Source organism: Bradyrhizobium sp. 142 (genome assembly GCF_023074015.1).
Taxonomy (GTDB): Bacteria; Pseudomonadota; Alphaproteobacteria; order Rhizobiales; family Xanthobacteraceae; genus Bradyrhizobium.
Map to the genome: position 1 here is coordinate 1 of NZ_JADPKQ010000515.1, position 24,499 is coordinate 24,499.

At 63.6% G+C, this 24,499-nt stretch carries 31 protein-coding genes and 3 pseudogenes; 14 read left to right on the plus strand and 20 right to left on the minus strand.

The window, feature by feature from the left end; translation table 11 throughout:
- Positions 1-100: 100 nt before the first annotated feature.
- Positions 101-280 (plus strand): hypothetical protein, encoded by a 180-nt coding sequence (locus tag IVA82_RS46025; protein WP_247493958.1) that lies wholly within the window; start codon positions 101-103, stop codon positions 278-280.
- Positions 281-968: 688 nt separating this feature from the next.
- Positions 969-1,625 (plus strand): phasin family protein, encoded by a 657-nt coding sequence (locus IVA82_RS46030; protein ID WP_247381633.1) that lies wholly within the window; start codon positions 969-971, stop codon positions 1,623-1,625.
- A 136-nt stretch (positions 1,626-1,761) separates the two neighbouring features.
- Here the strand turns inward: IVA82_RS46030 and IVA82_RS46035 are convergent, their stop codons facing one another.
- Both IVA82_RS46035 and IVA82_RS46040 read right to left on the minus strand, forming a co-directional pair.
- On the minus strand, positions 1,762-2,046 hold the full coding sequence (locus tag IVA82_RS46035; protein ID WP_247381635.1) for a cytosolic protein: 285 nt from the start codon (positions 2,044-2,046) through the stop codon (positions 1,762-1,764).
- A 158-nt stretch (positions 2,047-2,204) separates the two neighbouring features.
- Positions 2,205-2,519, minus strand: a complete 315-nt coding sequence (locus tag IVA82_RS46040; protein WP_247381637.1) for a hypothetical protein — start codon at positions 2,517-2,519, stop codon at positions 2,205-2,207.
- A gap of 274 nt (positions 2,520-2,793) precedes the next feature.
- Between IVA82_RS46040 and IVA82_RS46045 the strand changes: the two are divergent.
- Positions 2,794-3,561: pseudogene (locus IVA82_RS46045) on the plus strand (transglycosylase SLT domain-containing protein); the annotation flags it as partial.
- Between the two features lie 181 nt (positions 3,562-3,742).
- On the opposite strand, the gene IVA82_RS46050 reads toward IVA82_RS46045, so the two are convergent.
- From IVA82_RS46050 to IVA82_RS46060, 3 genes are all read right to left on the minus strand, one after another.
- Positions 3,743-4,030 carry a hypothetical protein gene (locus tag IVA82_RS46050; RefSeq protein WP_247381639.1) on the minus strand — a complete coding sequence of 96 codons (288 nt, stop codon included), beginning with the start codon at positions 4,028-4,030 and terminating at the stop codon, positions 3,743-3,745.
- Between the two features lie 566 nt (positions 4,031-4,596).
- Positions 4,597-5,139 carry a helix-turn-helix transcriptional regulator gene (locus tag IVA82_RS46055; RefSeq protein WP_247381640.1) on the minus strand — a complete coding sequence of 181 codons (543 nt, stop codon included), beginning with the start codon at positions 5,137-5,139 and terminating at the stop codon, positions 4,597-4,599.
- A gap of 155 nt (positions 5,140-5,294) precedes the next feature.
- Positions 5,295-5,966, minus strand: a complete 672-nt coding sequence (locus IVA82_RS46060; protein ID WP_247381702.1) for a cell envelope biogenesis protein TolA — start codon at positions 5,964-5,966, stop codon at positions 5,295-5,297.
- Between the two features lie 373 nt (positions 5,967-6,339).
- Here IVA82_RS46060 and IVA82_RS46065 point away from each other — a divergent pair, with 373 nt between their 5' ends.
- From IVA82_RS46065 to IVA82_RS46075, 3 genes and pseudogenes are all read left to right on the plus strand, one after another.
- Entirely contained in the window at positions 6,340-6,513 is a 174-nt protein-coding gene (locus IVA82_RS46065) for a hypothetical protein (protein WP_018644642.1), read from the plus strand.
- A gap of 94 nt (positions 6,514-6,607) precedes the next feature.
- Positions 6,608-6,962, plus strand: a pseudogene (locus tag IVA82_RS46070) (zinc ribbon domain-containing protein YjdM).
- Positions 6,963-7,085: 123 nt separating this feature from the next.
- Positions 7,086-7,826 (plus strand): methyltransferase domain-containing protein, encoded by a 741-nt coding sequence (locus IVA82_RS46075; RefSeq protein WP_247381642.1) that lies wholly within the window; start codon positions 7,086-7,088, stop codon positions 7,824-7,826.
- A gap of 315 nt (positions 7,827-8,141) precedes the next feature.
- Here IVA82_RS46075 and IVA82_RS46080 read toward each other — a convergent pair whose 3' ends face one another.
- From IVA82_RS46080 to IVA82_RS46090, 3 genes are all read right to left on the minus strand, one after another.
- Positions 8,142-8,795, minus strand: a complete 654-nt coding sequence (locus IVA82_RS46080; RefSeq protein WP_247381644.1) for an EamA family transporter — start codon at positions 8,793-8,795, stop codon at positions 8,142-8,144.
- Between the two features lie 54 nt (positions 8,796-8,849).
- Positions 8,850-9,062 carry a hypothetical protein gene (locus IVA82_RS46085; RefSeq protein WP_247381654.1) on the minus strand — a complete coding sequence of 71 codons (213 nt, stop codon included), beginning with the start codon at positions 9,060-9,062 and terminating at the stop codon, positions 8,850-8,852.
- 80 nt (positions 9,063-9,142) lie between these two features.
- Complete coding sequence (locus IVA82_RS46090) at positions 9,143-9,559, minus strand: nuclear transport factor 2 family protein (RefSeq protein ID WP_247381656.1); 417 nt, start codon at positions 9,557-9,559, stop codon at positions 9,143-9,145.
- A 127-nt stretch (positions 9,560-9,686) separates the two neighbouring features.
- Here IVA82_RS46090 and IVA82_RS46095 point away from each other — a divergent pair, with 127 nt between their 5' ends.
- On the plus strand, positions 9,687-10,265 hold the full coding sequence (locus IVA82_RS46095) for an Ada metal-binding domain-containing protein (protein ID WP_247381658.1): 579 nt from the start codon (positions 9,687-9,689) through the stop codon (positions 10,263-10,265).
- Positions 10,266-10,462: 197 nt separating this feature from the next.
- On the opposite strand, the gene IVA82_RS46100 is transcribed toward IVA82_RS46095, so the two are convergent.
- From IVA82_RS46100 to IVA82_RS46110, 3 genes and pseudogenes are all read right to left on the minus strand, one after another.
- Entirely contained in the window at positions 10,463-10,717 is a 255-nt protein-coding gene (locus tag IVA82_RS46100) for a hypothetical protein (RefSeq protein WP_247381660.1), read from the minus strand.
- 168 nt (positions 10,718-10,885) lie between these two features.
- A complete protein-coding gene (locus IVA82_RS46105) occupies positions 10,886-11,089 on the minus strand; it encodes a hypothetical protein (protein ID WP_247493959.1) in 204 nt (67 codons plus the stop codon).
- A 110-nt stretch (positions 11,090-11,199) separates the two neighbouring features.
- A pseudogene (locus IVA82_RS46110) lies at positions 11,200-11,361 on the minus strand (Flp family type IVb pilin); the annotation flags it as partial.
- A gap of 304 nt (positions 11,362-11,665) precedes the next feature.
- Here IVA82_RS46110 and IVA82_RS46115 point away from each other — a divergent pair.
- The gene (locus tag IVA82_RS46115; protein WP_247381664.1) at positions 11,666-12,955 is read left to right on the plus strand and encodes a hypothetical protein; all 1,290 of its coding nucleotides are present in this window, start codon (positions 11,666-11,668) and stop codon (positions 12,953-12,955) included.
- A 3-nt stretch (positions 12,956-12,958) separates the two neighbouring features.
- Here the strand turns inward: IVA82_RS46115 and pdxY are convergent, their stop codons facing one another.
- Both pdxY and IVA82_RS46125 read right to left on the minus strand, forming a co-directional pair.
- Complete coding sequence (gene pdxY, locus IVA82_RS46120; RefSeq protein WP_247381667.1) at positions 12,959-13,771, minus strand: pyridoxal kinase; 813 nt, start codon at positions 13,769-13,771, stop codon at positions 12,959-12,961.
- A gap of 83 nt (positions 13,772-13,854) precedes the next feature.
- Positions 13,855-14,505: a TetR family transcriptional regulator gene (locus IVA82_RS46125; protein ID WP_247381704.1), complete on the minus strand. Its 651-nt coding sequence runs from the start codon at positions 14,503-14,505 to the stop codon at positions 13,855-13,857.
- Positions 14,506-14,584: 79 nt separating this feature from the next.
- Here IVA82_RS46125 and IVA82_RS46130 point away from each other — a divergent pair, with 79 nt between their 5' ends.
- Together IVA82_RS46130 and IVA82_RS46135 are read left to right on the plus strand one after the other, a co-directional pair.
- Complete coding sequence (locus tag IVA82_RS46130) at positions 14,585-15,250, plus strand: class I SAM-dependent methyltransferase (protein ID WP_247381669.1); 666 nt, start codon at positions 14,585-14,587, stop codon at positions 15,248-15,250.
- Positions 15,251-15,496: 246 nt separating this feature from the next.
- Entirely contained in the window at positions 15,497-15,841 is a 345-nt protein-coding gene (locus tag IVA82_RS46135) for a multidrug efflux SMR transporter (RefSeq protein ID WP_247381671.1), read from the plus strand.
- 36 nt (positions 15,842-15,877) lie between these two features.
- Here IVA82_RS46135 and IVA82_RS46140 read toward each other — a convergent pair whose 3' ends face one another.
- From IVA82_RS46140 to IVA82_RS46160, 5 genes are all read right to left on the minus strand, one after another.
- Entirely contained in the window at positions 15,878-16,183 is a 306-nt protein-coding gene (locus tag IVA82_RS46140) for a hypothetical protein (RefSeq protein ID WP_247381673.1), read from the minus strand.
- A 71-nt stretch (positions 16,184-16,254) separates the two neighbouring features.
- Positions 16,255-16,434 carry a hypothetical protein gene (locus IVA82_RS46145; protein WP_148740847.1) on the minus strand — a complete coding sequence of 60 codons (180 nt, stop codon included), beginning with the start codon at positions 16,432-16,434 and terminating at the stop codon, positions 16,255-16,257.
- Between the two features lie 169 nt (positions 16,435-16,603).
- On the minus strand, positions 16,604-16,882 hold the full coding sequence (locus tag IVA82_RS46150; protein WP_247381674.1) for a hypothetical protein: 279 nt from the start codon (positions 16,880-16,882) through the stop codon (positions 16,604-16,606).
- Positions 16,883-17,062: 180 nt separating this feature from the next.
- Positions 17,063-18,067, minus strand: coding sequence for an SH3 domain-containing protein (locus tag IVA82_RS46155; protein ID WP_247381676.1), 1,005 nt, complete (start codon positions 18,065-18,067; stop codon positions 17,063-17,065).
- A gap of 156 nt (positions 18,068-18,223) precedes the next feature.
- Positions 18,224-20,146 carry an FAD-binding monooxygenase gene (locus IVA82_RS46160; protein ID WP_247493960.1) on the minus strand — a complete coding sequence of 641 codons (1,923 nt, stop codon included), beginning with the start codon at positions 20,144-20,146 and terminating at the stop codon, positions 18,224-18,226.
- A 102-nt stretch (positions 20,147-20,248) separates the two neighbouring features.
- Between IVA82_RS46160 and IVA82_RS46165 the strand changes: the two genes are divergently transcribed.
- Complete coding sequence (locus IVA82_RS46165) at positions 20,249-20,713, plus strand: MarR family winged helix-turn-helix transcriptional regulator (RefSeq protein WP_247381680.1); 465 nt, start codon at positions 20,249-20,251, stop codon at positions 20,711-20,713.
- Positions 20,714-20,832: 119 nt separating this feature from the next.
- On the plus strand, positions 20,833-21,267 hold the full coding sequence (locus tag IVA82_RS46170; protein ID WP_247381682.1) for a hypothetical protein: 435 nt from the start codon (positions 20,833-20,835) through the stop codon (positions 21,265-21,267).
- A 21-nt stretch (positions 21,268-21,288) separates the two neighbouring features.
- On the opposite strand, the gene IVA82_RS46175 is transcribed toward IVA82_RS46170, so the two are convergent.
- Together IVA82_RS46175 and IVA82_RS46180 are read right to left on the minus strand one after the other, a co-directional pair.
- Positions 21,289-21,519 (minus strand): hypothetical protein, encoded by a 231-nt coding sequence (locus IVA82_RS46175; protein WP_247381684.1) that lies wholly within the window; start codon positions 21,517-21,519, stop codon positions 21,289-21,291.
- 106 nt (positions 21,520-21,625) lie between these two features.
- Positions 21,626-22,222, minus strand: coding sequence for a L,D-transpeptidase (locus IVA82_RS46180; protein WP_247381695.1), 597 nt, complete (start codon positions 22,220-22,222; stop codon positions 21,626-21,628).
- A 329-nt stretch (positions 22,223-22,551) separates the two neighbouring features.
- On the opposite strand from IVA82_RS46180, the gene IVA82_RS46185 reads away from it, so the two are divergent.
- Both IVA82_RS46185 and IVA82_RS46190 read left to right on the plus strand, forming a co-directional pair.
- Positions 22,552-23,607 carry a hypothetical protein gene (locus IVA82_RS46185; protein ID WP_247381698.1) on the plus strand — a complete coding sequence of 352 codons (1,056 nt, stop codon included), beginning with the start codon at positions 22,552-22,554 and terminating at the stop codon, positions 23,605-23,607.
- A 374-nt stretch (positions 23,608-23,981) separates the two neighbouring features.
- Positions 23,982-24,218 (plus strand): hypothetical protein, encoded by a 237-nt coding sequence (locus tag IVA82_RS46190; protein ID WP_247381700.1) that lies wholly within the window; start codon positions 23,982-23,984, stop codon positions 24,216-24,218.
- Positions 24,219-24,499 lie beyond the last annotated feature (281 nt).

Below are 24,499 nucleotides of genomic sequence, written 5' to 3' on the forward strand. Positions count from 1 at the left end.
GCCCCCGCCACCTCCGCCCCCACCGCTGCCGTGGCCAAAGGCCTGGGTGATTACGGGAGGAGTAATCAGGGTCATCAGCAACGTTGCTACGACAGTAAACTTGATCACCGATCTGAGCACATCTGCCTCCAATTGCTTCGGGCAGCGCGAAGTTCGCTTGCGTATCCGCGCGTCTCAATCCGCGATTAATCGTGCAGGTGCCGACGCGCGCGCATCTTCAGAGGCCGGTATCGTCGCGTTTCGTTGGGCGTATCTCGGCCCGATCCTCTGCTCAGCCTGATGCAGTCGTTCGCGAAGGGCTTCCAGTTCGGCGAGCTGAGAAGCTAACGCTTCTAACCGGTGGCGAAGAACAACGGCAGCAGCATCCGCCGCACAGCATGAATTGCCCGCCCCCGGCACATTGCCTGATTTGAAGAGATCCGCCCATCGCGGGGCCGCCGGGAAAGTCTGGGTATGATGGAGGCCGCTCATGTTAGACCCTCCCTTTATGCCGGCGTAACGGGCGATAGAGCTGCGCGTTCACCACAGCGATTTCGTTGCCAAGAAAAGTGGAACCGGCTCGGCGACCCCGATGGTTTTGGCATTTAATTTAAATCATGTTGGGGCATTTAAATTAACTAAATCATGCTACACAAGTTCAATCACTAAATATAACAAAAGTGTGCGCAAAAGTGGGCCCTGACCTGGGCCCATTTCGTCAGAAATAACGGTTTGGATTAAGATGACGGTGCACTTAATTGGCTGACCAATTTGGATTGAATGCACCGTCAGGAATTACCAGGAATTACAGTCAGTGCATTCAACTTGCAGATAATTATGGTGATAGTCCGCTCAATTGACTGCCGCGCTCGCGCGGACTGTATACAGAACGACCGAGCGCTCCCTATCGATCTCGCCAACGACGAGATCGATGACGCGAATGGGGCGCGCATGGATGGCCTTGCCGATGCCCGGCAAAATCTCACCACATGGCCGCCACGCAAGCGACAACCCACAATCGCGATTTCAGCGCAAACACGACGGAGGCTTGCGGCTTCAGCGATATTCAGGAGCCATTTGCAATGTTGAGTGCGGTCGAAAATAAGCCAACGGGAAAATCCGGCCGGCGCGGCGGGAAGAAGAAGGGCGGGCAACGGACCGGGGCCGGTGAGCAAACCGCAAGTGCAGCCCATCAATCGCCGGATGCCTCGGCGGAGATCAGCCAAGAGACCGAGCAAGAGATAAGGCAAGAGACCAGCCGAGAGATCAGTGCGCAGATACCCTCGGCTGCAGCCTTGCCGGGCGAGGCTTCCGGGATGGAGATCGCTGCAAGCGCGCCCGTCGCACCGGTGGAACCCTCCCAGGTCAGCACGCAGGCGATTGCCGTTGCCTATAGCGACTACACGAGGACGTCGCTTGAGCACGCCTGGACCTTCTTGGGAAAGCTCGCGACGGCGCGTTCACCCGTCGAGGCCTTTGAGCTTCAGATGGAGTACGCGAAACAGGTGTGCGAAACGTTGATTGCCGAATCCCAGAAGATCGCCGAGTTGCATGGACAATTGACCAGACAAAGGGTCATGCATTTTGAGGGGTTCGTGGCCAGGCTCACTCAGACGACGCTCGAAATCCGCGCAACACGTCACTAACGACAACTGCGTATTCCGGATTACTGCGGATTACGGTGATCTTCAGTCCACTTAACTGGCCTGTCGATTTGGATCACTTTCGCCGCTGTAACGGCATGATAGGTTTCGCGAAACGGATCATGCCGCAAGACTCGGATCACGACGGTTCTTTCAGGATTGGTGCACCTAGCTCATCGAAACGAAAGAGCTGAAAGATGCGCTGGCCGTCGAAGTCGAGGATTCTCAAATCATCGGTCTCCTGCAGATTGCTTTCGACCGCTTGAAAGTGCCCGCCGTAGCGCGCCTTGGCGAGCGACAAGGGAACCTCGAACGCGACGAACTTGCGGATCCCCTTGTGCGTGAGCACCTCAAGGAGCTTCTGGTCGTGCAGGGACTCGTGGGATGTGAGAATGAGCAACGGACCGCTCGCCGTGAGCAGCAAAAGCGATTTCATCGGATCCTCCTTTGCAGGAAGCGTAGCCCGCCGTCGCTCAACGCGCGAAGGTTGAAGCGATACCAATCAATCCGGCAGAGCCAGAATTAGCCGCGGGCGTAACCCGCCATTCGGGTCTCGCGAATGGCGGGTTACTGTTGTGCCCGTCAGTACTTTGGCGTTGTGCTCGTGCCCGACTTTGTGCTCGTGCCCGTGGTTTGAGACTTTGTGCTCGAGCCGGTGGTTTGACCGGGCGCGGAAGTGGACGCGCCGGCGCTGGTCTTCTTCGAGGCCTTCGCGTGGTGCATCGCATGGTGCTTCTTGTGTCCAGGAGCGTAGCCGGAAGCGCCCGGCTGGCCCGTCTTAGAACCCATTTGCTGCATCTCTTGGCCCGGCGTCTTGCTCGATACGCCCTGAGCAAACACGGCTGGTGCTGTTGCCATGAGAATGGCAGTAGAGAGCGCGATGATCTTCGATTTCATGTCGTCCTCCTCCCGGTAAGCCCCTCAATGCAACGAAATGAGCCCAGTCCCGTTCCCCTGAACGAACGTTCATAATGGGCCGGCCGGACGGATCGGGCGAAGCAGGATGCAAGCGCCCGTTGCATTGCGCCAGGGCGGCTTTACGCTGCCGCTGCGGCATCGGAAGCCGGCAATTAGCGTCAGCCGCTTGGCAATCTCACGCCATACCGGCTAGCTAGCATCGCGAGGTGATGGATTTCGCATGGGATCAATCCTACTCATTCCCCCAAGACCCATGCCAAGAAAAAGCAAGCGCCTCCTCCCTCGCCTTCGCAGCGTCCGGGGCGCGCGGTGGGCGCGCAAGACATTCGCGCGAACGCCGCGGATGATTCGGATCACGGGCACCGTGGTGATGCTGCTTGCGGCCCTCGCGCTTCTGAACATCGGCTATCAATTGATCCGCAAGCCGACCGAGCTGTTTATCCTCGTCGGCAACGCGCTCGCCAAGGATCCATCAGAGACTTGGCGGCAGTACGGGCCGCTGTTCCGCAAGTTTTCCACCGACGCGATCACGCCCGAATTGCTGGCCGCGCTGGCGCAGGTCGAGAGTTCAGGCAATCCGGTGGCGCGCACCTATTGGCGCTGGCGATTAAGCCTCAATCCCCTCGCGATCTACCGGCCCGCCTCCAGCGCCATCGGCCTCTTCCAGATGACCGATCCGGCCCGCACCGAGGCTGCGCGGTTCTGTATCCGCGGCAACGCAGTCACGGAGACCGGCTGCGGGTTCACCAGCCTTTACCTCCGCGCGGTCCCGAGCCACGCCATCGAGCTGGCGTCGGTGTATCTGGACCGCAATGTGGCCGATGTGCTCGCCCGCGCGGGCGAGGTGAAGGGAAGCGCGCAGCAAAAGCAGGATCTGGCCGCCTTCATTCATCTGTGCGGCGCAGGTCCCGCCACAGCCTACGCACGCCGCCACTTTCAAATGACGGCCGGCGAGCGCTGCGGCGATCACCTCGTTGCAAGCTACATCGCCAAGGTCAGCGCAATGAAGCGGCAGTTTCTCGCCTTGCGGCAGATGACGAGAATTAGGGAGCGTAGCCCGGATGGAGCGGAGCGAAATCCGGGACCAGTGTGCCTCGTGGCAACATCCCGGATTGCGCTTCGCTCCATCCGGGCTACAGGCACCAGTCAATTTCGCGTCCGGCGATGGCCGATCACCACACGCTCACAAACGTGAACGCCATTCACCACCAATACGGCCACCGCCACCCTTCATAGCGGACATACGACGACACCAGCGGCGGGCCGTAGGGATCGACCCGGTCGTCTTCAGGGCGATAACGATATCGTGGAACAATATTATAATCCCACGGCGTTGGCCTTATCACTGGGACGTCCACCCTCAGCCGTGGTTCAGGAACCACTTCACGAACGACTTGGGCCTTCCGCGCCCGGGCTTCAGCGCCGGATATCCCAAGGCTGCACAGCACCAGGGCCGTTCCGAGAGTACACGCGAGCGTCATGATCTTCATGCGATGGCCTCCTTCCCGTCAGAGTGCAAAAGGACGCAAAGCAAGGCAAGCTTAATTCGTTCTCGGCTTGCTTGAATGACCGCTGACCTCTCCTCCGTCATTGCGAGCGCAGCGGTCGCGGTAGGGACGCTCATTGCTGAGCGCCCCCCGCACAGATCCGTACGTGCGGCTTTCCCGCATACGGCTCCCACCTCGGGTGAGTGACGGCGAAGCGTGCTCGCGGCCAAGGATGACGGATGTTGGGCCTGGGGAGGCAGTCACAGGCGAGGCGACTGATCGTCTCCCACCTCATGCCATCGGTCTGGCTGCGGCGCCGGAGCGTGCGTCTCCAGAGTTCGATGACGAAGAAGCGGAAGGCGCTGAGCGCCCGACTGTTGGCGGCACCGCATGGTCGTTGAAGTAGCCGGTGACGACCTGCCGCAGCCATTCACCCTGTTCGAGGGACTCTGGATTGCTTCGTCGCAAGGGCTCCTCGCAATGACGACGAATGTGACGACACGTCGCGCAGGACTTCGATGGCTTGTGAGCCGAAACGAACCGTTCGGCGCGCGAAGCCCGGCGCACGCCTACGCCGCGTCGAATTCCTCGGCGTTCGGCGCCGGACCTGCAACGAGCCCGTCCAGACTGACCATCAGCAGATCGGCGATGTGCATCAGCTGGTAGAGCGGAATGTCCGCCTCGCCGTTTTCGGCCAGCGAAACGAAGGCGGGCGCCACGCCAATGCGCTCGGCCAGCTGGGCTTCGGTGTAACCGCGGGTCTCGCGCGCAGCTTTCACGCGCGCAGCGATCCCGAGCCTGTGGCGGGACTGCTCGTCCGCGGTCATCATCACGGCCTGCTCGTCCGGGCTCGCACAGCCCTCGGTGAACGCGCTGCCGATCAGCCTGCCCTTGCGCCAGGCGACCCGGCAGTCCTTGCGCAGTCCGCTGAGGAAGATCAGCGAAAACTGCTCGGCGACCCAGAGCGACGAGTTGAGGGCGAGGCGCGCGCCGGTGCCGGAGACATCGCTGATCGTGCAGGGCACGCTGATGATGCTGCCGGTGCCATTGTTGAATTCGACGATGCCGGTGCGCAATGTGTGATGCCTGACTGCGGCGCGATGATCGCTCATGACAGCTCCCTAAGGTCGCGGCTGCGAACGGCGTATCCGGCGCATCCGTGATCGGAGCGAAGATACCGGACAAACGTCCTGTAATTTCTAAACGCCGTGCGGCTCAGTCGCCACTGGTCGCCATGGTAAAGGAATCCCTGCTGATTCCTGGAGCCCTACCCACGCGCCCGGCGCACCGCCTCCTCCAGCTTCATCCTCTGCTTGTCCCATCGGCTCTGCTCGGCCTCCGCCTGTTCATCCAGCGCGGCGCGCGCGGCTTCGATCTCCTCCGCCCGCGCCTCGTGCTCCCGCCTCGCCTTGTCCAGCGCCGCCTGTGCGGTGGCGACCGCCTTCTCGCGGCGGGCACGCTGCTTGGCGCGGGCCGCTTCCTCTTTCCGGCGCTCGGCTTCTCGCCGCCGCTCTTCCTTCTCGAACGCCGCGGCGGCCTTGCGGGCTTGTCGGTCGTCGATCTTGCGGGACGGTTTGGGTGCGCTCTTGGCCGCGCTCTTGGCCGCGCGCTTCGTCGGCTTGGCCTTAACTTTGCGCTTGGATCTGGGCTTGGCCTCGCCGTCCGAAAGATCCGTCGGCAGCTCGGCGTGCTCGGTGAACGGACCGTCCGATCCGACCGGGCGCCTGAGCACGACGCCGGGGCTTGCCATGGTCGCGGCGACGATGTCGGGGTCGTCGGTCTCCTTCGCGACGCCCTGATGGAACAGATTGGAGCTGGCGCCCCAGGCCTCCAGCGCCGCCTTCATCGAAGGTGCGGCGACCGCCTGGTCGTAGAAGCCGAGCGAGGTCTGATAAGTCTTCAGTTGTCTTTTCGGTTTGCTTTTCAGTTTCTTTGGCATGTCGCCCCACGGCCCGGCGACGCGCAAGCCCTCAGCAATCGCGACCTTCACCACCATGCCATAATGCCCCTGTTTTGCCCGACGAGTCAAAAGACTTTCGGTATCGCCGAAGTCGGCCGGACAAGCCTAACCCGGAGAAGCGACTTGTCCGCCGTAGCTCGCAGAGCGAAGGCGGATCACGAATTATTCGGTATCGCAGAACTTTGAAATCATGAGTGTTTTCTACTGTGCATGGGGCTGTTTTCGATGTTTTGATGTTGGACGCGGTTCCACGACGCAGTCGCTCAATCGATTCCGCAGGCCAACGGCCTCAGCACGTCACCAGCTCGGACATCGCATAGGCTGGGCCCGTTTCACGATCAGGAGGATCACCATGAACGGAAATCGCTACTACGGCGTTCGCGTCGAGGGCGCGAAATACGGCGTCGGTTTCGGGTCGGCGCTCGCGATTGCGATCTCCTACACCAACAACCATTCGATCCTGTGGGCGATCATCCACGGAATCCTGGGCTGGCTCTACGTGATCTTCGTGGCGCTGTTTCGGTGATATCGCACCGGCAGACAAGCGCGTCCCCAGCTTTCCCTTGCATTCGCATTTTCCGCCCCTACGGTGCGCCTCGCCAGCATGGAGGATCAGGCTTTTGACGGACGACACCACTAAATGCCCGAAATGCAATTCGGAGCATGCCTATCAGGATCGCGATCTCTGGATCTGCCCGGGATGCGCCCATGAATGGAGCGCTTCGGCCGATGCCGCTGGCGGAGGCTCCGCAGGAGGCCGGCGTGCGCGATGCCCATGGCAATGCGCTTGCCGACGGCGACAGCGTCATCGTGATGAAGGACCTCAAGGTCAAGGGCTCCTCATCGGTGGTCAAGGGCGGCACCAAGGTCCGCAACATCCGCCTCCAGGACGCCACCGACGGCCACAACATCGCCTGCAAGATCGACGGCATCGGCGCGATGAACTTGAAATCGGAATTCGTGAAGAAGGCCTAGGACCGCAGGGTGCATAGGCAGGCTACGTCGGAGCAGTGAAGGCAAAGGCAGCAATCGGCCGTTCCCATTCTCCACGTTGGCAGGCTACAGTCCCTGAGCCCGCCACGCGCCAGGGAGCCGCGCATGTCCGAACTTCGCTTCGACGACGGTGCCGCCTATGAGCAGATGATGGGGATCTGGAGCCGCCTCGTCGGCGAGGTCTTTCTCGACTGGCTGAAACCCAAGACAGGCCTGCGCTGGATCGACGTCGGCTGCGGCACCGGCGCGTTTACTGAGCTGATCATGTCGCACTGCGCCCCGGCCGGGGTGCAGGGCATCGACCCGTCCGAGGGGCAGCTCGCCTTTGCGCGCACGCGGCCCGGTGCGCGCGGCGCCAATTTCCGGGAGGGCGACGCAATGGCACTGCCGTTCACGGCCGACAGCTTCGATATCGCCGTGATGGCCTTGGCGCTCGTCTTCGTGCCAGATCCGGCAAAGGGTGTTGCGGAATTGGTGCGGGTGGCTCGTCCCGGCGGCCTGGTCGCGACCTATATGTGGGACATGGTCGGTGGCGGCTTTCCGCTGGATCCGATCCTGTCCGAGATGCGCGCGATGGGACTGTCGCCGACGCGTCCGCCCCACATGGAGGCATCGAGCATCGACGCACTGACCGCGTTCTGGACTGGAGCGGGCCTGACGCAGGTCGAAACGCGTGAGATCGCCGTGGAGCGGACGTTTCGCGATTTCGACGAATTTTGGCAGGTGGAGACCACCGCGCCGTCCATCGGACCGACAATAGCGACGATGCCACCGGGCGAGATCGACGCGCTCAAGCAGCGCGTGCGGGCGCGACTGCCGGCCGGCGCCGGCGGCAGCATCGTCTAGCGAGCCCGCGCCCACGCGATCAAAGGAAGCAAGCCGCAATAAGCGGCCTACGCTCCCTCTGGGCTACTCGCTGTCACCATTCAACAGCGCCAGCGCGCGCGGGACCTGCTCACGATCTTCGACCAGCACGTACTCGCTCCGCTTCAGGCTCGCGCCGCTGGCGACCACGATTGATCTCTTTGGGCACAGGCCGAAGCAGCCGGTCATCACTAGGACCGCAGGATGGGTAGAGCTCTTGCGAAACCCATCGTTCCGTGACCGCCAGTGATGGGTTTCGCTTTCGCTCTACCCATCCTACGCACTACGAACTACGAACTACCGCTGCCTTTGCGCCAGATAGAACCCGCACAGCACCGTCACCAGTCCGCCGGCCTGCAACGCCGTCGGGGCCTCGCCGAGCAGCAGCCAGCCGGTGAGCAGCGTCAGCGCCGGCACGCAGGCGGGAAACACGGCAGCACGGGCGACACCGAGGCGCTGGACCGAGACGGCGAACAGATAGAGCGCGGCGGGACCGGCGAGCACGCCCTGCGCCAGCGCCTGGATTGCGTTCTCGCTGAGGCCAATCGCGGCAACGCGGGCCAACCCGCCGGTCAAGAGGTAGAGCGGCAGCAACAGCAGCGACAGCACGTTGATGACGATGGCGGCCGAGAACGCGGAGACGCGCCAGTGACGCAGCAGCGCGCCAAAGCCCGCGAACATCAATCCGGTGAGCACGAAGGTCAGGTCGCCCCGCACGCCGTCGGCCCCGATATGGCCGATCGATTCCGCACCAATCACGCATAGGCCGCCGACGATGACGATGGCGCCGGCAAGGCGCGAGGCGGAAATCCGCTCCTTCAGCAGCAATGCAGCGAGCAAGAGGCCGCCGAGCGTCGCACTGGACGGCTGGATCACGCTGCCATGGCCGAGCGGCACGAACAGGAAGCCGGTGTAGGAGATCAGCGACATCACCGGGCCGCCCAGCACCATCAGCGCAAGGCCCCTGCCCCAGCCGATGCCGCAGAGATCGCTGATGCCGGCGCGTCAGACCAGCGGCAGGAACGCGATGCCCGACCAGACGTAGCGATGCACCAGGAGATCGACCGGCGTGAAGCAGACCTTGAGGCCGTGCCGCGTTCCGGCAAAGCCCAGCGCCCAGAACAGCGCCGCGGACAGGCCGCAGACGACGCCGAGAAGCGCCGGCGCCGCATCGTTCTTTTCAATGAGAGCGTCAGCGCCGCCCGTCCGCTGATCCATGGGGACGCCTTACGTCAGCGGACACAGTAGCTCAACCCACGCGGCTGCAGGGCTGGCACGCTGCCAAACGCGCAGGCTGCTCATTGCTCCTCATCGCCGAACACCATCCGCCATCCCTTGCGCGTATCCATGTATTCCCGCACCTTGCGGATCCGCGTCCCCGCCACCGTGAATACGAAGCAATAGTCGTTCTCGTACGGCCTGCCGTCGGGAAGCTTCGCGCGCATCCGCTCCTCCACGATCACGACATCGCCGTCGGCATAGACACCGCGAAAGGCGATATCGACCTGCGAGAACATCTTGTGCATCTTCTGCGCGATGAAGCGCGCGATTTGTTGCGCGCCGATCATGTGATCGGCATGATCGAGCGCGACCGAAGTGGCGTTGCCTTTCGGCGCGATCCATTCGGCGTCGTCCGTGAACAGCGCGGCGATGCGGTCGGCATCGCGCGTTAAGGTCTTCCAGGCGTTGAGTACGATGTCCTTGGCGCTGGTCACGGCTGGCTCCAAAACTGGCATTGAAGGGGCTCGCATGCACATCAGGTCCGCGTTCTAGGCTTCCATGCCTGGTGCGGCTCGCCACAATCGGACTCGGTCATCCGGCGGGTCTTCCCGCAGTGTCGGTATGCACTATTCTCCGGGCATGCTGAGCTTCGAAGTCTGCAATGCCGCACGCTTGCGCCGTGATCCCAATTATGACGGCCGCTTCTTCACGGCCGTGAAGACCACGGGGATCTATTGCCGCCCGGTTTGCCCGGCCAAGCAGCCGCTGACGCGCAACGTCACCTACCATCCGACCGCGGCCGCGTTCGAGGCTGCGGGATTCCGGCCGTGCCTGCGCTGCCGTCCCGAGACCGCGCCGTTCTGCCCGGCCTGGAACGGCACGCGCTCCACGGTCGCGCGCGCGGTGAAGCTCATCAATGAAGGCGCGCTCGACGAAGGCTCGGTGGTGGCACTCGCGATGCGGCTCGGCATCTCCTCGCGCCACTTGGCGCGGCTGTTCGAGCGTCACGTCGGCGCCACGCCGCAGCAGCTCGCCAGGACGCTTCGCGTCCAGCGCGCCAAGCGCCTGCTCGATGCCGACGATCACACCATGACGGATATCGCGTTCCAGGCCGGCTTCGGCAGCCTGCGCCGCTTCAACGCCGCATTCGCGGAGCTCTACGGCCGCTCGCCGTCCAGCCTGCGTGCGGCAAATCGTTGAGGCGAAAAGCCGTTATGAGCCAGCATACATGATCGGACCGTTCGCGCGAACCGTGTCTCGATCAGCGCATCGGCGCGCAATTGCGCCGTGATGTCGATCTGCATGCTTTCGCGCGGCACCGTCGCGATGCAGGCTGCTCGCATGAAGCGGTGGGTCTCGCTTTAGGCGAGCCCACCTACCTTCAAGCGGATATCAGATCAGCGGGCCGCGCCCGTCGTAACGTTCGCGGTGTTCACCTTGCGCGGCGTCAGGACGCTGGCCTGGTGGACGGTCGCGACCGCGGCAGGCGCAGTTTCCTGCTGCTGGACATGCGCGGCACCGAGCACGCGCACCTGCATCGGCGAGACCGCGAAGCCATTGGCTTCATAGTTCGGCAGCTCGGCGGCGAAAGCGCCGGTGCTGCCCGCGATCGACAGGATGGCGGCGGCGATCGACAAAGTCTTCTTGTTCATGGTGGTGCTCCTGGAGAAAGGTTCCGAGCACATTTAATCCCGATTTGCTGCGTTGCGACATGCGCTGTTGCATTGCAACATCGCATTCCACGCATGGCAATATGTTTAACGCGCGCAATATCTTGGCCGAATCGCGCCTGGAGCGACGAGATGCTTTATGGGCGGCGATCAGCCGCCGAGCACGTTGCCCCAGCCGTCGAAGACGTAGGCTTTCCAGGCCACGGTTCCATCCTCGCGCAGCCGGCTGGCGCGGCGATAGTCGTCGGCCTGGTCGGTGGTCCAGGTAATGATCGTATCGGAGACGCGATCGTGCAGGATGGCGGGTTCAGTAGGATCGAAAGCGTCCATGGGACGAAGCGAGGAATGCGTCATGGACGATCAAACGCACCACCTGCCGGAAGGTTGCGCTCGCGTCCGACGCTGCGCAGCAACGCGGAAGAGCGTTGCAGCGCGTCGGGGACACGGGTGTCGACGTCAGCCGATTTCAGCGCAGTCGCAAGCGCCTGCAGCTTCGCAACGAGGTTGGTGCCGAGCGCGTAGATGACTTCGATAATGGCGAGTGCGATGCCCGCTGCGATCAGTCCGTATTCGATCGCGGTGGCGCCAAATTCATCGGCGGCAAATTCGACCATCAAGCTTTTCAATTTCAAGATCGTGTCCTTCCCAAGTCTACCGGACGTTGCCGGCGCGAGAAGACATGCACCTCCACAATCCACGATTGAGTAAATATGGTCGCTCAATTTGACGACAATCCATGCCTCGATTTCCAGGCTCCGGGGCTATGGAACCGCAATGGAACCCGCGTTGCCGCCGGGCAACACCGGCCTGAAAAGCCTGTCATCCCGAAATTGCGCCATTGCGCCGCCACACCATCCTCCGAACAATCGACGCACCGCGTGCTTGGCTGTGCAACATTGGTTCGAAGAGAACCTTTTGGAGGCAGGGATCATGAACGATCAGCGGTCTCTTATCGTGGCGGTCTCGTGCCCCTCGGCCGTTCTGGTCGGCTGGCTGGCGCTCTCCCTGTCAGCCTATGCCCCGGCCCTGGTCGAAAACAGCAGCGCCAACGCGGCTGTTCTCTCCAGTGCGAAAGACGCCGCTCGCGTCGAACGCGCCGAAATCCCCCGCGCTGTAACCCTGGAAAATCAATTGGCCGAGAATGCGGAGATCGCCGCCGCCGTGGCGCTGGCGCAGAGCCCGCCGACCGTCGCCACGGTGACGCCCGAACCTGCCGTCAAGCTCGCCTCCGCCGATCCCGTGCAGATGTTGCCGGCGGAAGCGCCACCATCGGTGATTCCGCCTCAGCCCGCTCCCATCACGAGCGAAGACGCCCCCGCGCAGGACGCTCCCATCAAATTCGCATCCGCTGATCCCAGCGACATCGTGCCGACCGAGTCGCTATCGCCTGCGGCAATTGCGGGCGGACCTGCGGTTGCCACCGACAAGGCTTCGCCGCCTGCGGACACCGTTGCCGTGCTCGACGAATGCTTCGTGATGGATGCCTGCATCGATCGCTATCTCTGGGCGCTCTATCAGCGCACCGCGAAGGAAGACTCGATCAAGGTGCAGGAACGCCGCGCCGTCACCGTCAAGCGCAAGGGCAGGACGGTCACGGTGATGCGCAGCTTCACCAAACTGGTCGACGAGGATTTCGGCTGGAAGGATCCGAAGGCGGCCGAGCACGCCGGCATGCCCTTGATGGATTACGTCATTGGTGGCATGGACCGCAGCTTCAAGCGAAAGCTGTTTCGCACGCTGCTCGCGGCGGAAGCCGCGGGCCTGTCGCCCGGCATCACCAGCGCGTTCCGCGACGACTATCGCCAGTCGATCGCCAGCGGCCTGAAGGCGGCCTCGGACCGCTCGTATCACGGCGGCAGCACGCGCGGCGGCTACGGACACGGCATGGCGGCCGACATCGTCAGCACCAAGGGTGACAACCGCGCGCAGCGCTGGGTCTCGACGGAAGTGCTGTGGAAATGGGTCGATGCCAATGGCAAAGCCCTCGGCATCGGTCGGCCCTATCTCGGCCGCGATCCGCCGCATGTCGGTCCCGTCGACGGCCCGGAATACATCTCGCGCCGCGGCAGCGCGGACCGCAAGGAAGCCGCCAACATCAAGCCGAAGAAGGTGCAGGCGGCATCGAACGCGAAGACACAGAAAACGCAGGCCACACGCGAGCAGAAGAGCCCGGCCAAGCGGCAGAAGTCGGCGCAATCCGCCGCGAAGCGGGCGACCTGAGGGTTACGCGCCTCGCACGGGCAGCGGCACGAGGCGCATCTCGGCCGTGCCAGCCTCCTGGGTGCGAACGAGCACGGCAAAGATGGTCTCGACCGCAAGCCGCACCGCCGCCTCCATCGCCGCGCCTTTGGCCAGATGCGCCGCGATCAGGCCAGTAAGCAGATCCCCGGTGCCATAGGGGCGGATCGGCAGGCGCGGCGTCGCAAAGCGCGACAATTGGCCGTCCGCGCACAAAATCGTCTCGACCTGCTCCGCCGGCGTGTCGGTGAGCGTGCAGCCGGTGGCGACGACGTCGATCCGGCCCTGCCCCGAAATCGCCGCGCACGCCGCGCGAAGGCCTTGCGCATACGCGATTTTGACACCCGAGAGCAGCTCGAGCTCGAACTGATTTGGCGTGATCAGGCTCGCGGCCGGCAACAGGCGGTGCCGGACCACGTCCAGGATGCCCTCGGCAACATAGATGCGGCCATCGTCGCCGATCACGGGGTCGCAAACATAGAGCAGCTTTGAATTGCGCGTCAGCGCCCGCTCGACGAAATCGGCGATCACGGCGGCATTGTCCGGCGAACCGAGATAGCCGGTGACGAGCACGGCAGCCTCGTCGACCAAGTCGCGCTCCTCCACGCCCCTGAGCAGATCCGCCACCAGCTCGGCGTCCAGCACGCGCCCACGCAACGTCGGATAGCGCGGGTGATTGGACAAGAGCGTTGTCGGCACCGCCGCGACATTGACGCCCTCCACCTGCATGGCGTAGGCGGCCGCGCTGTTGCCGACGTGGCCGTGGACCACCTGGCTTTGAATGGAGATGACGAGCATGCAGAAGTCCGTAAGGTCAATCGCTGGACGAGGCAAGGATAGCCTGGATTTCGCTTCGCGCCATCGGATCACGAACGCAGATGTCAGGAATGAATTCGGCGTCGTGCAAGCTCTCCGAGATAGGCGCAGAACATGTCGGCCAACCCGTCGGCATGGCGCGCGATCTCCGCCTCGCCGTGAGGCATCTCCGAGAACCGTTTACCGACCTCACTCAGCGTCGTCGTGATCAGCTCGCCGGCGAGGGTGCGCGTCGCATCGGAGGCTTTTGGCAGCGCCTCCCGCATGAAGGCTGCGACGATACCCTCACCGGCGGCTCGCGCGTCGTGCGCCTCGGGCGCATCGCGATAGAGCGGCGCGGCGTCATTGAGGGCTGTGCGGATCGCAGCCTCCTCGCATTCCGAGCGGATGAAGGCATGGACCAGTGCGCGCAGCCGCGCCAATGGCGGCTTCGCCCCCTCGGCGAGGATGCTGCGCAGGAGTTCGCTCGTACGCCGCCACTCGTCGCTTTGGAGGCGGAACAGGATCGCCGCCTTGTTCGGAAAATATTGATAGAGCGACCCGACACTCACCCCTGCCCTCTCTGCCACCCGCGCCGTCGTGAAGCGCTGCGCACCCTCCTTCGCCAGAACCTGAACAGCGGCATCCAGAATGGCCGCGACAAGCCCGGTGGAACGGAGCTGTTGCGGCTGTTTTCGTGAGGAAACTGAACGACTTCGACGACGCGCCCCGGCAATGCGAATAGGAAATGCGACGAATTAGTCGTATTTCAGCCTCCGCGCAAGCACGCGCTTTCTCCCGAACCGGAGCCCTCAAATGACCATCCCGACCATCATATCGCTTGCGCCTCTGCTCGATCGTCTGTTCGACGAAGCCGAGGCAGCACGAGGCACTACGCACGCCGCCGTCGCCGATTTGTCCGATGCCGACCGGGCCCGCATGATGCGCAGCAAGACCGACTACCGCGATCTCTACGGACGCCTGAAGGACGCACCGCTCGCGGTCTCCCGCGAGACCGGCGCGCTGCTCTACATGCTGGCGCGCAGCTCTCGCGCCAGAACGATCGTCGAGTTCGGCACCTCGTTCGGCATCTCGACGCTGTACCTTGCCGCAGGCTTGCGCGACAATGGCGGCGGCCGTCTTATCACCACCGAGTTCGAGGCGTCCAAGGCGGCGCGAGCGCGGGACAATCTTTCGGCCGGCGGGCTGATCGATCTCGTCGAAATCCGCGAGGGCGATGCGTTGAGAACGCTCAGCGCCGATCTGCCCGATCCGATCGATCTCGTGCTGCTCGATGGCGCCAAGGCGCTCTACCCGGAGATCCTGGATCTGATCGCAGGCGATCTCAGGCCGGGCGCCATCATTGTCGCCGACAACGCCGACTTCAGCCCCGACTATCTGGCGCGCGTACGCACGCCCAGAAACGGATATATGTCCACGCCCTTCGCCGAAGACGTCGAACTCTCCGTGCGGATCAATTAGGGCATCGACCCACTGCGACACGTCGGAGCCGCCGCACGATTCATCGCGCGACGACTCCCTCTTCTCGGCGACAGAATCGCGAACCCCGGCGCGTCCGCGTCATCTTTGCCAGGCTGCGATCCGCCACGTGTCGCAGACTCGTCACTCACAGGTGATACCTGCTCCTGGGAAAAACTCTGTCCGGCGTGTGTGCTGAACGTACCTACCGCGCGATATCTTCCCCGGCGCCCCGATCCCGAGACGGTCATGACTGCCGCCTTCAATGCCTACACAGCGCTCGCCCTGGCCATCGTCTTCGAGGTCACGGCGTCCGCCTTCCTGCAGCAGTCCGCGCAGTTCACGCGGCCCTGGCCGACGCTGGCGATGGTGGCGTTCTATGCGGCTTCATTCTACGCACTGTCGGTCGCGATCCGTGTGATCCCCCTGACCATCGCTTATGCGATCTGGGGCGGCGTCGGCATCATCCTGACCGCGACCGTCTCGTTCGTGCTGTTCCGGCAGATGCTGGACGCCGCGGCCTTCGTCGGCATCGCGCTGATTGTATCAGGGGTCGTGGTCATCAACCTGTTCTCGGAGACAGCGGTGCATTGATCGGCACCACCGCCTCAGCTCGCGCCGGGCAGCGTGTTATTGGCCCTGAACCGCCCGGGGCGGACGCGGCTTACGCGGGGCGGACTTCTCCGCAGCACGCGGGACGCTATCGACCGATTCCAGATACGCAGCAAGCGCTTTGGCCGAGTCGGAGCTGGTGGCGTAGTGATCTTTCAAGTACCAGGTCAGCGTCAGGCTGAAGCGACCCTTCGCAAGGCCGCGCGGGCTGCGATGGCAGCTCGAGCAGCCATCGGCGAACAGCTTTGCGGCGGGTTTGCCGGCGTCGAGATTTTGCGCGGATGCGAACGTCGCCGTCAGCACGGCAACGACTGCAAGAATCACCGAAGACGCGATCCGATCGCGCCCCGGTCGAAATAGCAATGTCACTGTCGTCCCCTAGCCCCGCCCTGCAATCACGCCGCCAGTAACTGATCGAACTCCGGCGGCGCGTAGGCCTTGCCGTCTTGATCGGTAATGACGACCCGCCAACCCTCGCTCGCCCAAACCTTGGCCTTCGCTACGATGAGCAACCGGCTCTCGCGGGCGAAACTGTACTTCGCATTATCGCGTTCTGCGATCATTTTGTAGGCCAATGCGCATCCCCTTGCGTTGCCCTGCCCCCGTCCCTCGTGACAGCGGGCTTTGGCGGCAATTCGCCGGGAGCATGGCAATTTGGTGCCGGCCGCAGCGGCATTGCGCCAACATCCGGGCCGGGGCCCATCGCCGCCGCGACGGAACCGACAGGGCGCGACGCGCGGCTCCTTAGTGAACGCGGATGATGTGTGGACGGCCAAGATCGATCAGCCCCTGCACCGCCGAGAGGCGATCGTCGAGGGCCGCGATAGTAAGCAACAGATTGTTGCGCCGTTCGTCGAGCAAACCCATCTCGGCGCCCGATAGCTTCGGGTTCGCCCGCTCCTTGTGGATGCCGTCGAGCGATTTGCGCAGACCGGCAATCAGGCCGGTCAGCTGCTTGGCCTCCTTGGTCATCGAACGCTTCGCGAAATTATGGCGACGCGTCTCCGTCTGGCTCGGTCTCATCGTCATCCTCCCGTGCCCCGCTGCCCCGAGTGGATGCTTACACCTTTCGGTATAGATATTACGATCGATGAAATCTGCGTGCGAAGAACTGCTTCAAACTTTAGGCGACTTGCGCCCGCCAAAAGAACTTGCGCCCGCCAAAAGAAAGAGCCCGGCTCGAAGGTCGGGCTCTCGCAAGACTTAGTGCTTCTGATGGCCGCCTGGGCCGCCGGCCGGCGCACCACCACCGCCGCCATGCGGAGCGGCGTTGATATGCGGAGCACCGCCGCCCGGGTGCGGCATGGCAGGCGCGGCCGCGCGCGGCGCCGGCATCTGGGCATGCGCACTCATCGGCGAACCATGGCTGACATTGGGCTGGGCCATACGGGGCTGCGCCATATGGGGCTGTGCCAGATGCGGCGCCGTCGGCCGGGCCGCGGGCGCTGCCGACACACGCGGGGCTTCGTGTGCACGCGCCATCGGTTGCGTCCGCACTGCTGCACGGTTCGCAGCATGGTCATGCATCATACGCGCCTGCGCATCGCGCGGGTTGCGGCTCTGCACGGAAGTCTGCTCGCGTACGAAACGCTCGCTCCGCCCGGCGCGGGTGCGGTCGTTCGCGATCGCAGCGCCGCGCTTTGCGATGGCGGCGTCATGCCGTGCCGTCGCGGCGTCGCGCCCGACAACTGCGGCACGGCCTTGGACGTTCGCGCCGCTGCGCCCCAGCGCGACCGCAGCATCGCGCGTCGCTGCGCGGCCGATGCGCGCTGCGCGTGGATCGAGATTCATCCGCGTCGCGAAGCGCTCATGCGAGGTCCAGTAGCTATTCCAATAGGCGTGCCGCCGATACCACGGCCGCCCTTCATAGTAACGCGACCAGTACGAGGTCAGCACGAAGGGCACGACGGGCACATCGACCTCGTCGGCATAGTCGGGGAGATAGACGTAGTGATTGCGGTAGAGATATTCGAGATATTGCGACGACACCCAGCCGCGATCGTCGGAGAAGCTGACATCACACCAGGCATTGCCGCGCAGGCAGCCATGGATGTTGACGCGGGCGCCCCCGGGGATGCGATCGACCAGGGGAAAGCCCGACCCCGGCCCGGCGCGCAAGCCGGTCGAGACGGTGACGATGCCCGGAGCAGCCAGTGCAGCCGTCGGGGCGAGCAGTAATGCGGCAACCAAAATGCTTCTGAGTCTCATGGCGTGTTCCTCCTCTGCAGGTCGGAACGCCCGAGCGGAACGAGCGTTCCGCACACTGTCGCCGCATCCGTCGAAAGATTGAGACGCGCGGCATGTGCGCCGTACGCCGGGTTCGATATTCATCCGCCGTTCATCGGCGAAGCGAATGTTCGGCGCTCACCTTACTTGCAGGATGAACCCGTCGAAGTAGGAGGCAAGCCCGGCAAAGTCGTCGAGCGGCAGCACCTGTGCAACGTATTGATCCGGCCGCACCACGACCATGCAGCCCGCGTTGCGGTCGATGCCGCGCATGGCGAAGACGTCGTGGCCGTTCTTGAGGTCAGGACAGAACATCTTCTCGTAGTCGATCAGTCCGTACCGGCCCTTGCGCGGCAGAAGCAGCGCGGGCATCGTCTCGACGGCGAGTTCGCGATGATCCTGCTGAAACACGGCGCGCAGATCGATCACGCTGTCGATATTGGCGCCTGCCGGCGTGTATCGCTTCACCGGAGATTCGCTGGCTTCGGTGAGGAAGTCGCACAGTGCGCGAATGGCGGAGCCGGCCGCCGCGGGATCTTCGGCGCGCGAAAACGCGTAGATGCGGAAACGACCGTCGGCCTGCGCGGCGTGGCCGAGATGGATCGGCTTGGCATCAGCCAGCCGGATCACGGGCGCGGAATGGAAGCGCGTGCCGATGATGAGGCCTTGCGCCAGATGCTGATGCGATGCCGCGCCGGTGAGAACCGACGGACGATAGTGCGTCGCGGTGCCCGCCGTATAGCGTCCGTGTCTGACAAAATAGTCCTGTGTCCTCGCCGCCTCGGCGCCGCCGGCCTTGGCCGCGGACGCAAGAATACCCGCCCATTCGCGATCGAAGTCGATCAGCTCTTTCGCAACCGCCTGACGTTCCGCCGAATAGGAATGCAGCAGGCTGGGCACGCACTGCTTCCGGATGACGGCAGCGAGCTTCCAGCCGAGGTTGAAGGCATCCTGCATCGAGACATTCATGCCCTGCCCCGCCTTGGGGCTGTGGGTGTGGCAGGCGTCGCCGGCGATGAAGATGCGCGGCAGGCGGGTCGCGATCTCGGACTCCGGCACGTCGTCGAACTTGTCGGTCAGGCGCTGGCCGATCTCGTAGACCGACCACCACGCGATCTCCTTCACCTCCAGCGTATGCGGCTTCAGGATGCGCTGCGCCTTGGCGATCACGTCGTCGGCGGTGATGTTGCGGCTGGCGACACGCTCGCCGACGTCGAGCTTGGCGAGCTCGACATAGATGCGGACCATGTAGCCGCCCTCCCGGGGAATGATGAGAAGGCTGCCGTCCTTCGCGGACTGGATCAGGGCCTTGAAGCGGATGTCCGGGAAATCGGTCACCGCCAGGACGTCCATCACGCCCCAGGCGTGGTTGGCGGAATCGCCGTGCAGCTCGCGGCCGATCGATTTGCGCACCGTGCTGCGCGCGCCGTCGCAGCCGACGACGTAGCGCGCCTTGATCGTCTCGACCTTGCCCTCATGATCGGCATCGACCCGTTCGAGGCGGGCGGTCACGGCATGGTCGGCAGGGCTCGCGGCCGGATCGACCGCAAGGTCGAGCAGCCGGCGACTGTAATAGGGCTCGAGCCTCGCCGGCGATTTGCGCATCACGTCGAGAAAGCCGTCATGGATGCGCGCCTGATTGAGAATCACATGAGGGAATTCCGACAGGCCGTCCTCGACGTCCTGCACCCGGCCGCTGCGGACGATCTTCTCGGGGGCGAAATCGTCAGGCTTCCAGAACGTCGTCTCATTGACCCAATAGGCTTCCTTCAGGACGCGCTCGCTGAATCCGTAGGCGTGGAACATTTCCATGGTGCGGCAGGCGATGCCATCGGCCTGGCCAACCAGCAGCCGCTCCGGCTTCTGCTCGACGATGCAGGTCTTGATGTCGGAGAACTGCGCAAGCTGGGTTGCGAGCGTCAGGCCGGCGGGGCCGCAGCCGACGATGAGGACATCGACCTGTTCAGGCACGGCGCCCGACGCGCCCGAGCTCTGAATACGCTCGGCAGGATCGGAGATTTCGGGATCGCCCGGCTGAAATCCATTGAGATGGAATTGCATGAGCACCACTCCCGCCAACGTTCTGTTTGGATATTGCTCAGTATGCTGACTATCAGTATACTTGTCAACGGGCCCCGCCTCCCTGCCCCTGAGGAGAACTCGGTGAAAGACAACAACGACATGCCTGGGCATCTGGCGCGCCGGTTCCAGCAGATCGCAGTGGCTGTGTTTCTGGCCGAGGTCGCGGATGCCGGGTTCGATCTGACGCCGGTGCAATACGCCGCGCTCGCGACCATCAAGGCCAATCCCGGGCTCGACCAGGTGACGCTCGCCGGGCTGATCGCCTACGACCGCACCACCATCACCGGCGTGATCGATCGCCTCGTGCAGAAAGGGCTTGCGGAGCGCCGCGCCTCGAGCCGCGACCGCCGCGCCCGCGAGCTCGAGATCACTGACGAAGGCCGCCGCACGCTGCGCAAGATCACGCCGGCCGTGGAGTCCGCGCAGCGCATCATGCTGGGCGGCCTCAGCACGAAGGAAGGTGAAGAACTGATGCGGCTGTTGCGCAAGGCGATCGCCGCCGGCAACGAGCTCAGCCGCGCACCACTGCGCGACGTTCAAGCCTAGTTCGTACTATACCCGAAACTGCCGCCGCGCCGCGAAACCTGGAGCTAACCTTCGGCTGCTACCGTCGCCTCCATTCGGCGCTTTAACGCGCGATTAACTTTTCCGGTTGGGAGTTTCGGATGTCCAGGTTCGTTATTTTTGCCGCTGCGGTCGCGCTCTCGACCGGCCAGGCGGTTGCGAACGGACATGGCGGCGGCGACACCCCTCCACCGCCGAAGCCCGACGCCATGACCTCGCCAGCTCGCGCCGTTCTGACCAAGCAGGGCTCCAAGCTTGTCGATCTCAAGGGCATGACGCTTTATTTCTACGAGCGCGACACCAGCGGCAAGACATCGAGCTGTGATGGCAAATGCGCGGAGAGCTGGATTCCGCTGGCCGCCCCCGTCGATGCCAAGGCGATCGGCGATTTCACGCCGATTACCCGCAAGGACGGCACCAAGATGTGGGCCTTTCGCTATCGCCCGCTCTACACCTCAGCGGCTGACAAGGCGCATGGCGATGCCAATGGTATCGCGACGACGATGCAATGGCGCGTGGCGCGGCCTGAGGAATAGCGCGCGACCGCTGCATGGCGGTCAATGCTTCTGCGAATTCACGACTTTCGCGTGCGCCGGAGAATCCGCCGAGACATAGTTCACCTCCGGATTCAGATGCAGCGCCACATACAGGAGCATCCCGGCCAGGATCGATCCGTAGAAGCCCAACGTGGCCAGCCGCCATTTCCGCACGATGCGGCGGTTGCTCTCATTCAATTGATAAAAGAATCTTTGCATGATGCCTCCAATGGCAACGAGCCATTGAGGCATAGCGCAATCGGTGCGGATCGGCTGTGAAGCAGTTCACCCTTCGCGGCCGAGCATCGTGCACGCCTTCACGCTTGAGTGAGCGTGATGGCGAGCAGGATCGCTTCCCTCACCCGCGCCAGCCTGCACCCGTCCCGGCCTGCGTGCTCTGCCCGGGTGGCAGCACCACGACAGTCGAATTGAGCTTCACCCGATCGTAGAGATCGATCACGTCCTCATTGCGCATCCGGATGCAGCCGGATGAGATCGCCTGCCCGATATATTCCGGCTGATTGGTGCCGTGGATGCGGTAGAGCGTGTCCTTGTTGCCGGAATAGAGATAGATCGCCCGCGCCCCCAGCGGGTTGGCGGGACCGCCGGCTACGCGCGCTGGGTAAGGACCGAGCCGCGCCTGGATGTCCGCCGTCGGAATCCAGTCCGGCCACTCCGCCAAGCGGCCGACCCGAGCCACGCCGGAGAACGCCATGGCTTCCTCGCCGACCGCGACGCCGTAGCGGATCGCCTTGCCCTCCGGCAGCACATAATAAAGATAGCGCGCATCGGTATCGACCAGGATCGTGCCCGGCTGCTCTTTGCGCGGATAGTCTACGATGTGACGGAGATATTGCTCGGGCACGCTCGCCTGCGCGTAAGGCGTACGCGCCAGCAACTGCCGGTCGCGCGGCGTCATGCTCGCGTCGGTCGCCGGCGAAAATGTTGTCTGCATGCAACCGCCGAGCGGAAGCAGCGCAACAATGAGAAAAGCGAGAACAGATCTTGGCACCGCCGGCCCCCCGATAGCGGAACAACAGCACCCCCAGCAACGCCAGATGCCGCCAAAATCGTGCTCAAAACAAGGCAAAAGGGAACACGTGGCCGTGTTCGGAAGATCTGGTTCCATCACCACAAACGGCGAAAGACTGTCGCATAGTCTCCATCCCCTTGCCTTGCTTTGGTCAAACCCGGCTGGACTCGTGCGTCACGGGCTTGGGATGAGCTCACTTCAACCGATCGGCTCGCGCCAATGCGGACGACCAAGGCTTCAAAGGAGCTGCAATGCTCGCGACGCTGAACAGCAAGCAAATCGTCGATGAGATCGTGAAGGACGCGATCAAGGACAACGACCCGCACGATGCGGTTCAGGTTTCGCCGGACATCGTGCTGGCCTCACGCCCGAACAATGTTGCGCCCGCACTGGCGCCGAAGATCGCGACCCGGCCGGAGCCCAAGAGCGCACCCGAGCCAAAGTTCGCGCCCGAAGCCAAGTTCGTACTGGAGCCCAAATTCGCGCCGGAGCCTAAGTTCGCGCCCGAGCCGAAGATCTCTGCCATCTCCGAGATACGGGCCAAGGCGCCGTCGGTCGACACAGCCGTGCGCGCGACGGCTGGCGACCTTCACGGCCGGCAGAAGCGATCGTCCGTCGGCAAATGGCTTCGCGGCGCGTTCGTCACGATGCTGTTTGCCGGAGGCAGCGCCGCCGCAACGATCGCCTGGGAGAAGCACGGCGACACTGCGAAGCAGATGCTCGCCGAATGGACGCCGGCGCTGGCGTCGCTCACGCCTACGTCGCTCACGTCTACGTCGCTCACGTCTTCGACGTCGCAGGCAACGCCGGTTGCAGTCGAGCAAGCCGCCGCCGCGCCCGTTTCACAAACGACACCTGATCAGCCCGCCGATCCTGCCACGCCGCCCGCAGCTCAGGACGTCGCTGCCGCGCCCGATGCCGCGCAATCGGTGCAATCGATGACGCGCGATCTCGCCGCGATGGCCGAGCAGATCGAACAGCTCAAGGCCAACATCGCCCAGCTGAAGGCCGGACAGGAGCAGATGGCGCGCGAGATGGCGAAGACGCCGGCGCCGAAGCCGATCGCCGAGGCGAAGCCGGCCGATCCGCGCGCGCGAGTCTCTGCGTTGCCGCCGCGGCCACCGGCGGCTCCGCCGGTTCGCAAGCCGAGGCCGGTGACGCAGGCCCACTCGCCGGCATACGCTCCCACGCCGATCGCACCACCACCGCCACAGGTCGTTGCCGCGCCGCCGCCAGCCGCGATGACGACGCAGGCCGTCGCCGACGACGACGGACCTGTCGTGCGGCCGCCGATGCCGGTGCACTAACGATCACCACACGACGACCAGCGTCATGCTCGCTGCACGCTGTCCGAGTCGATTTGATGCGTTGAGTCCGGGCAATTACGGGGAGCGATGTTGAGCAGCGTTTCGACAAGAGAAAAGGCCGTCGGGATCTAAGCCGCCGGCCTTCTCTTGCAGCTGCCGGTTCCCGGAGCCCGGTTCTGCTGCAATTCCATGCCTGATGATCACGCCGACATGTTTAATAAAATCTTAACACACCCGCGAGCTGCACATGATTTTTGCGCCATAAGCACAGAGATTGCGCGGCCCGTTCATTCGGTAAAGGTCGACTCAGTGGTACCATCCGCACGTGTTGAGACTCGTGTTCAAGCTTGGATCGTCACACCGGGGGAATTCCGATGCCTTACTACTACTTCGATCTCGTGGTCGGTGAAGAGTTCAAGAACCAGGGCGGCATTATCCTCGAAGACCTCGAGGTCGCCTCCGATCGCGCCCATCAACTTGCGAGCGAGCTGTCGCAAGTGAAACCGGAGCTCAAGCAGAAGGGTTGCGCGGTACGCGTCACCGATCGCGATCACAACGAGCTTTATCGCACGCCGCTCGATCCGGTGCCGGCCTGGCGACGAACCGGCTAGATCGTCGTTCGCCTTCACGGCCGCACGCTGTCCCCCATGTCCGTAGCGGGTGAAGATGTCGTACTTTTGCAGCTCGTGATCTGTCGCCTTCGTTGTGGAGGTGGAGCGGAGCCGGAAGGCGTGGACGGTTCCGCCGAGATGGTCATGCCACGGATACTGCCGCCGGGTTAGTCCTCCTTGTTGGTTTCTTTGTTCGACTTGAAGCCCGTTTCTCCGCCCCGACCCGCGCTATCTCGACGGCGGCGCGCGCAGGAGCGGTCAAGGACGCGCGCTTGCGCGCC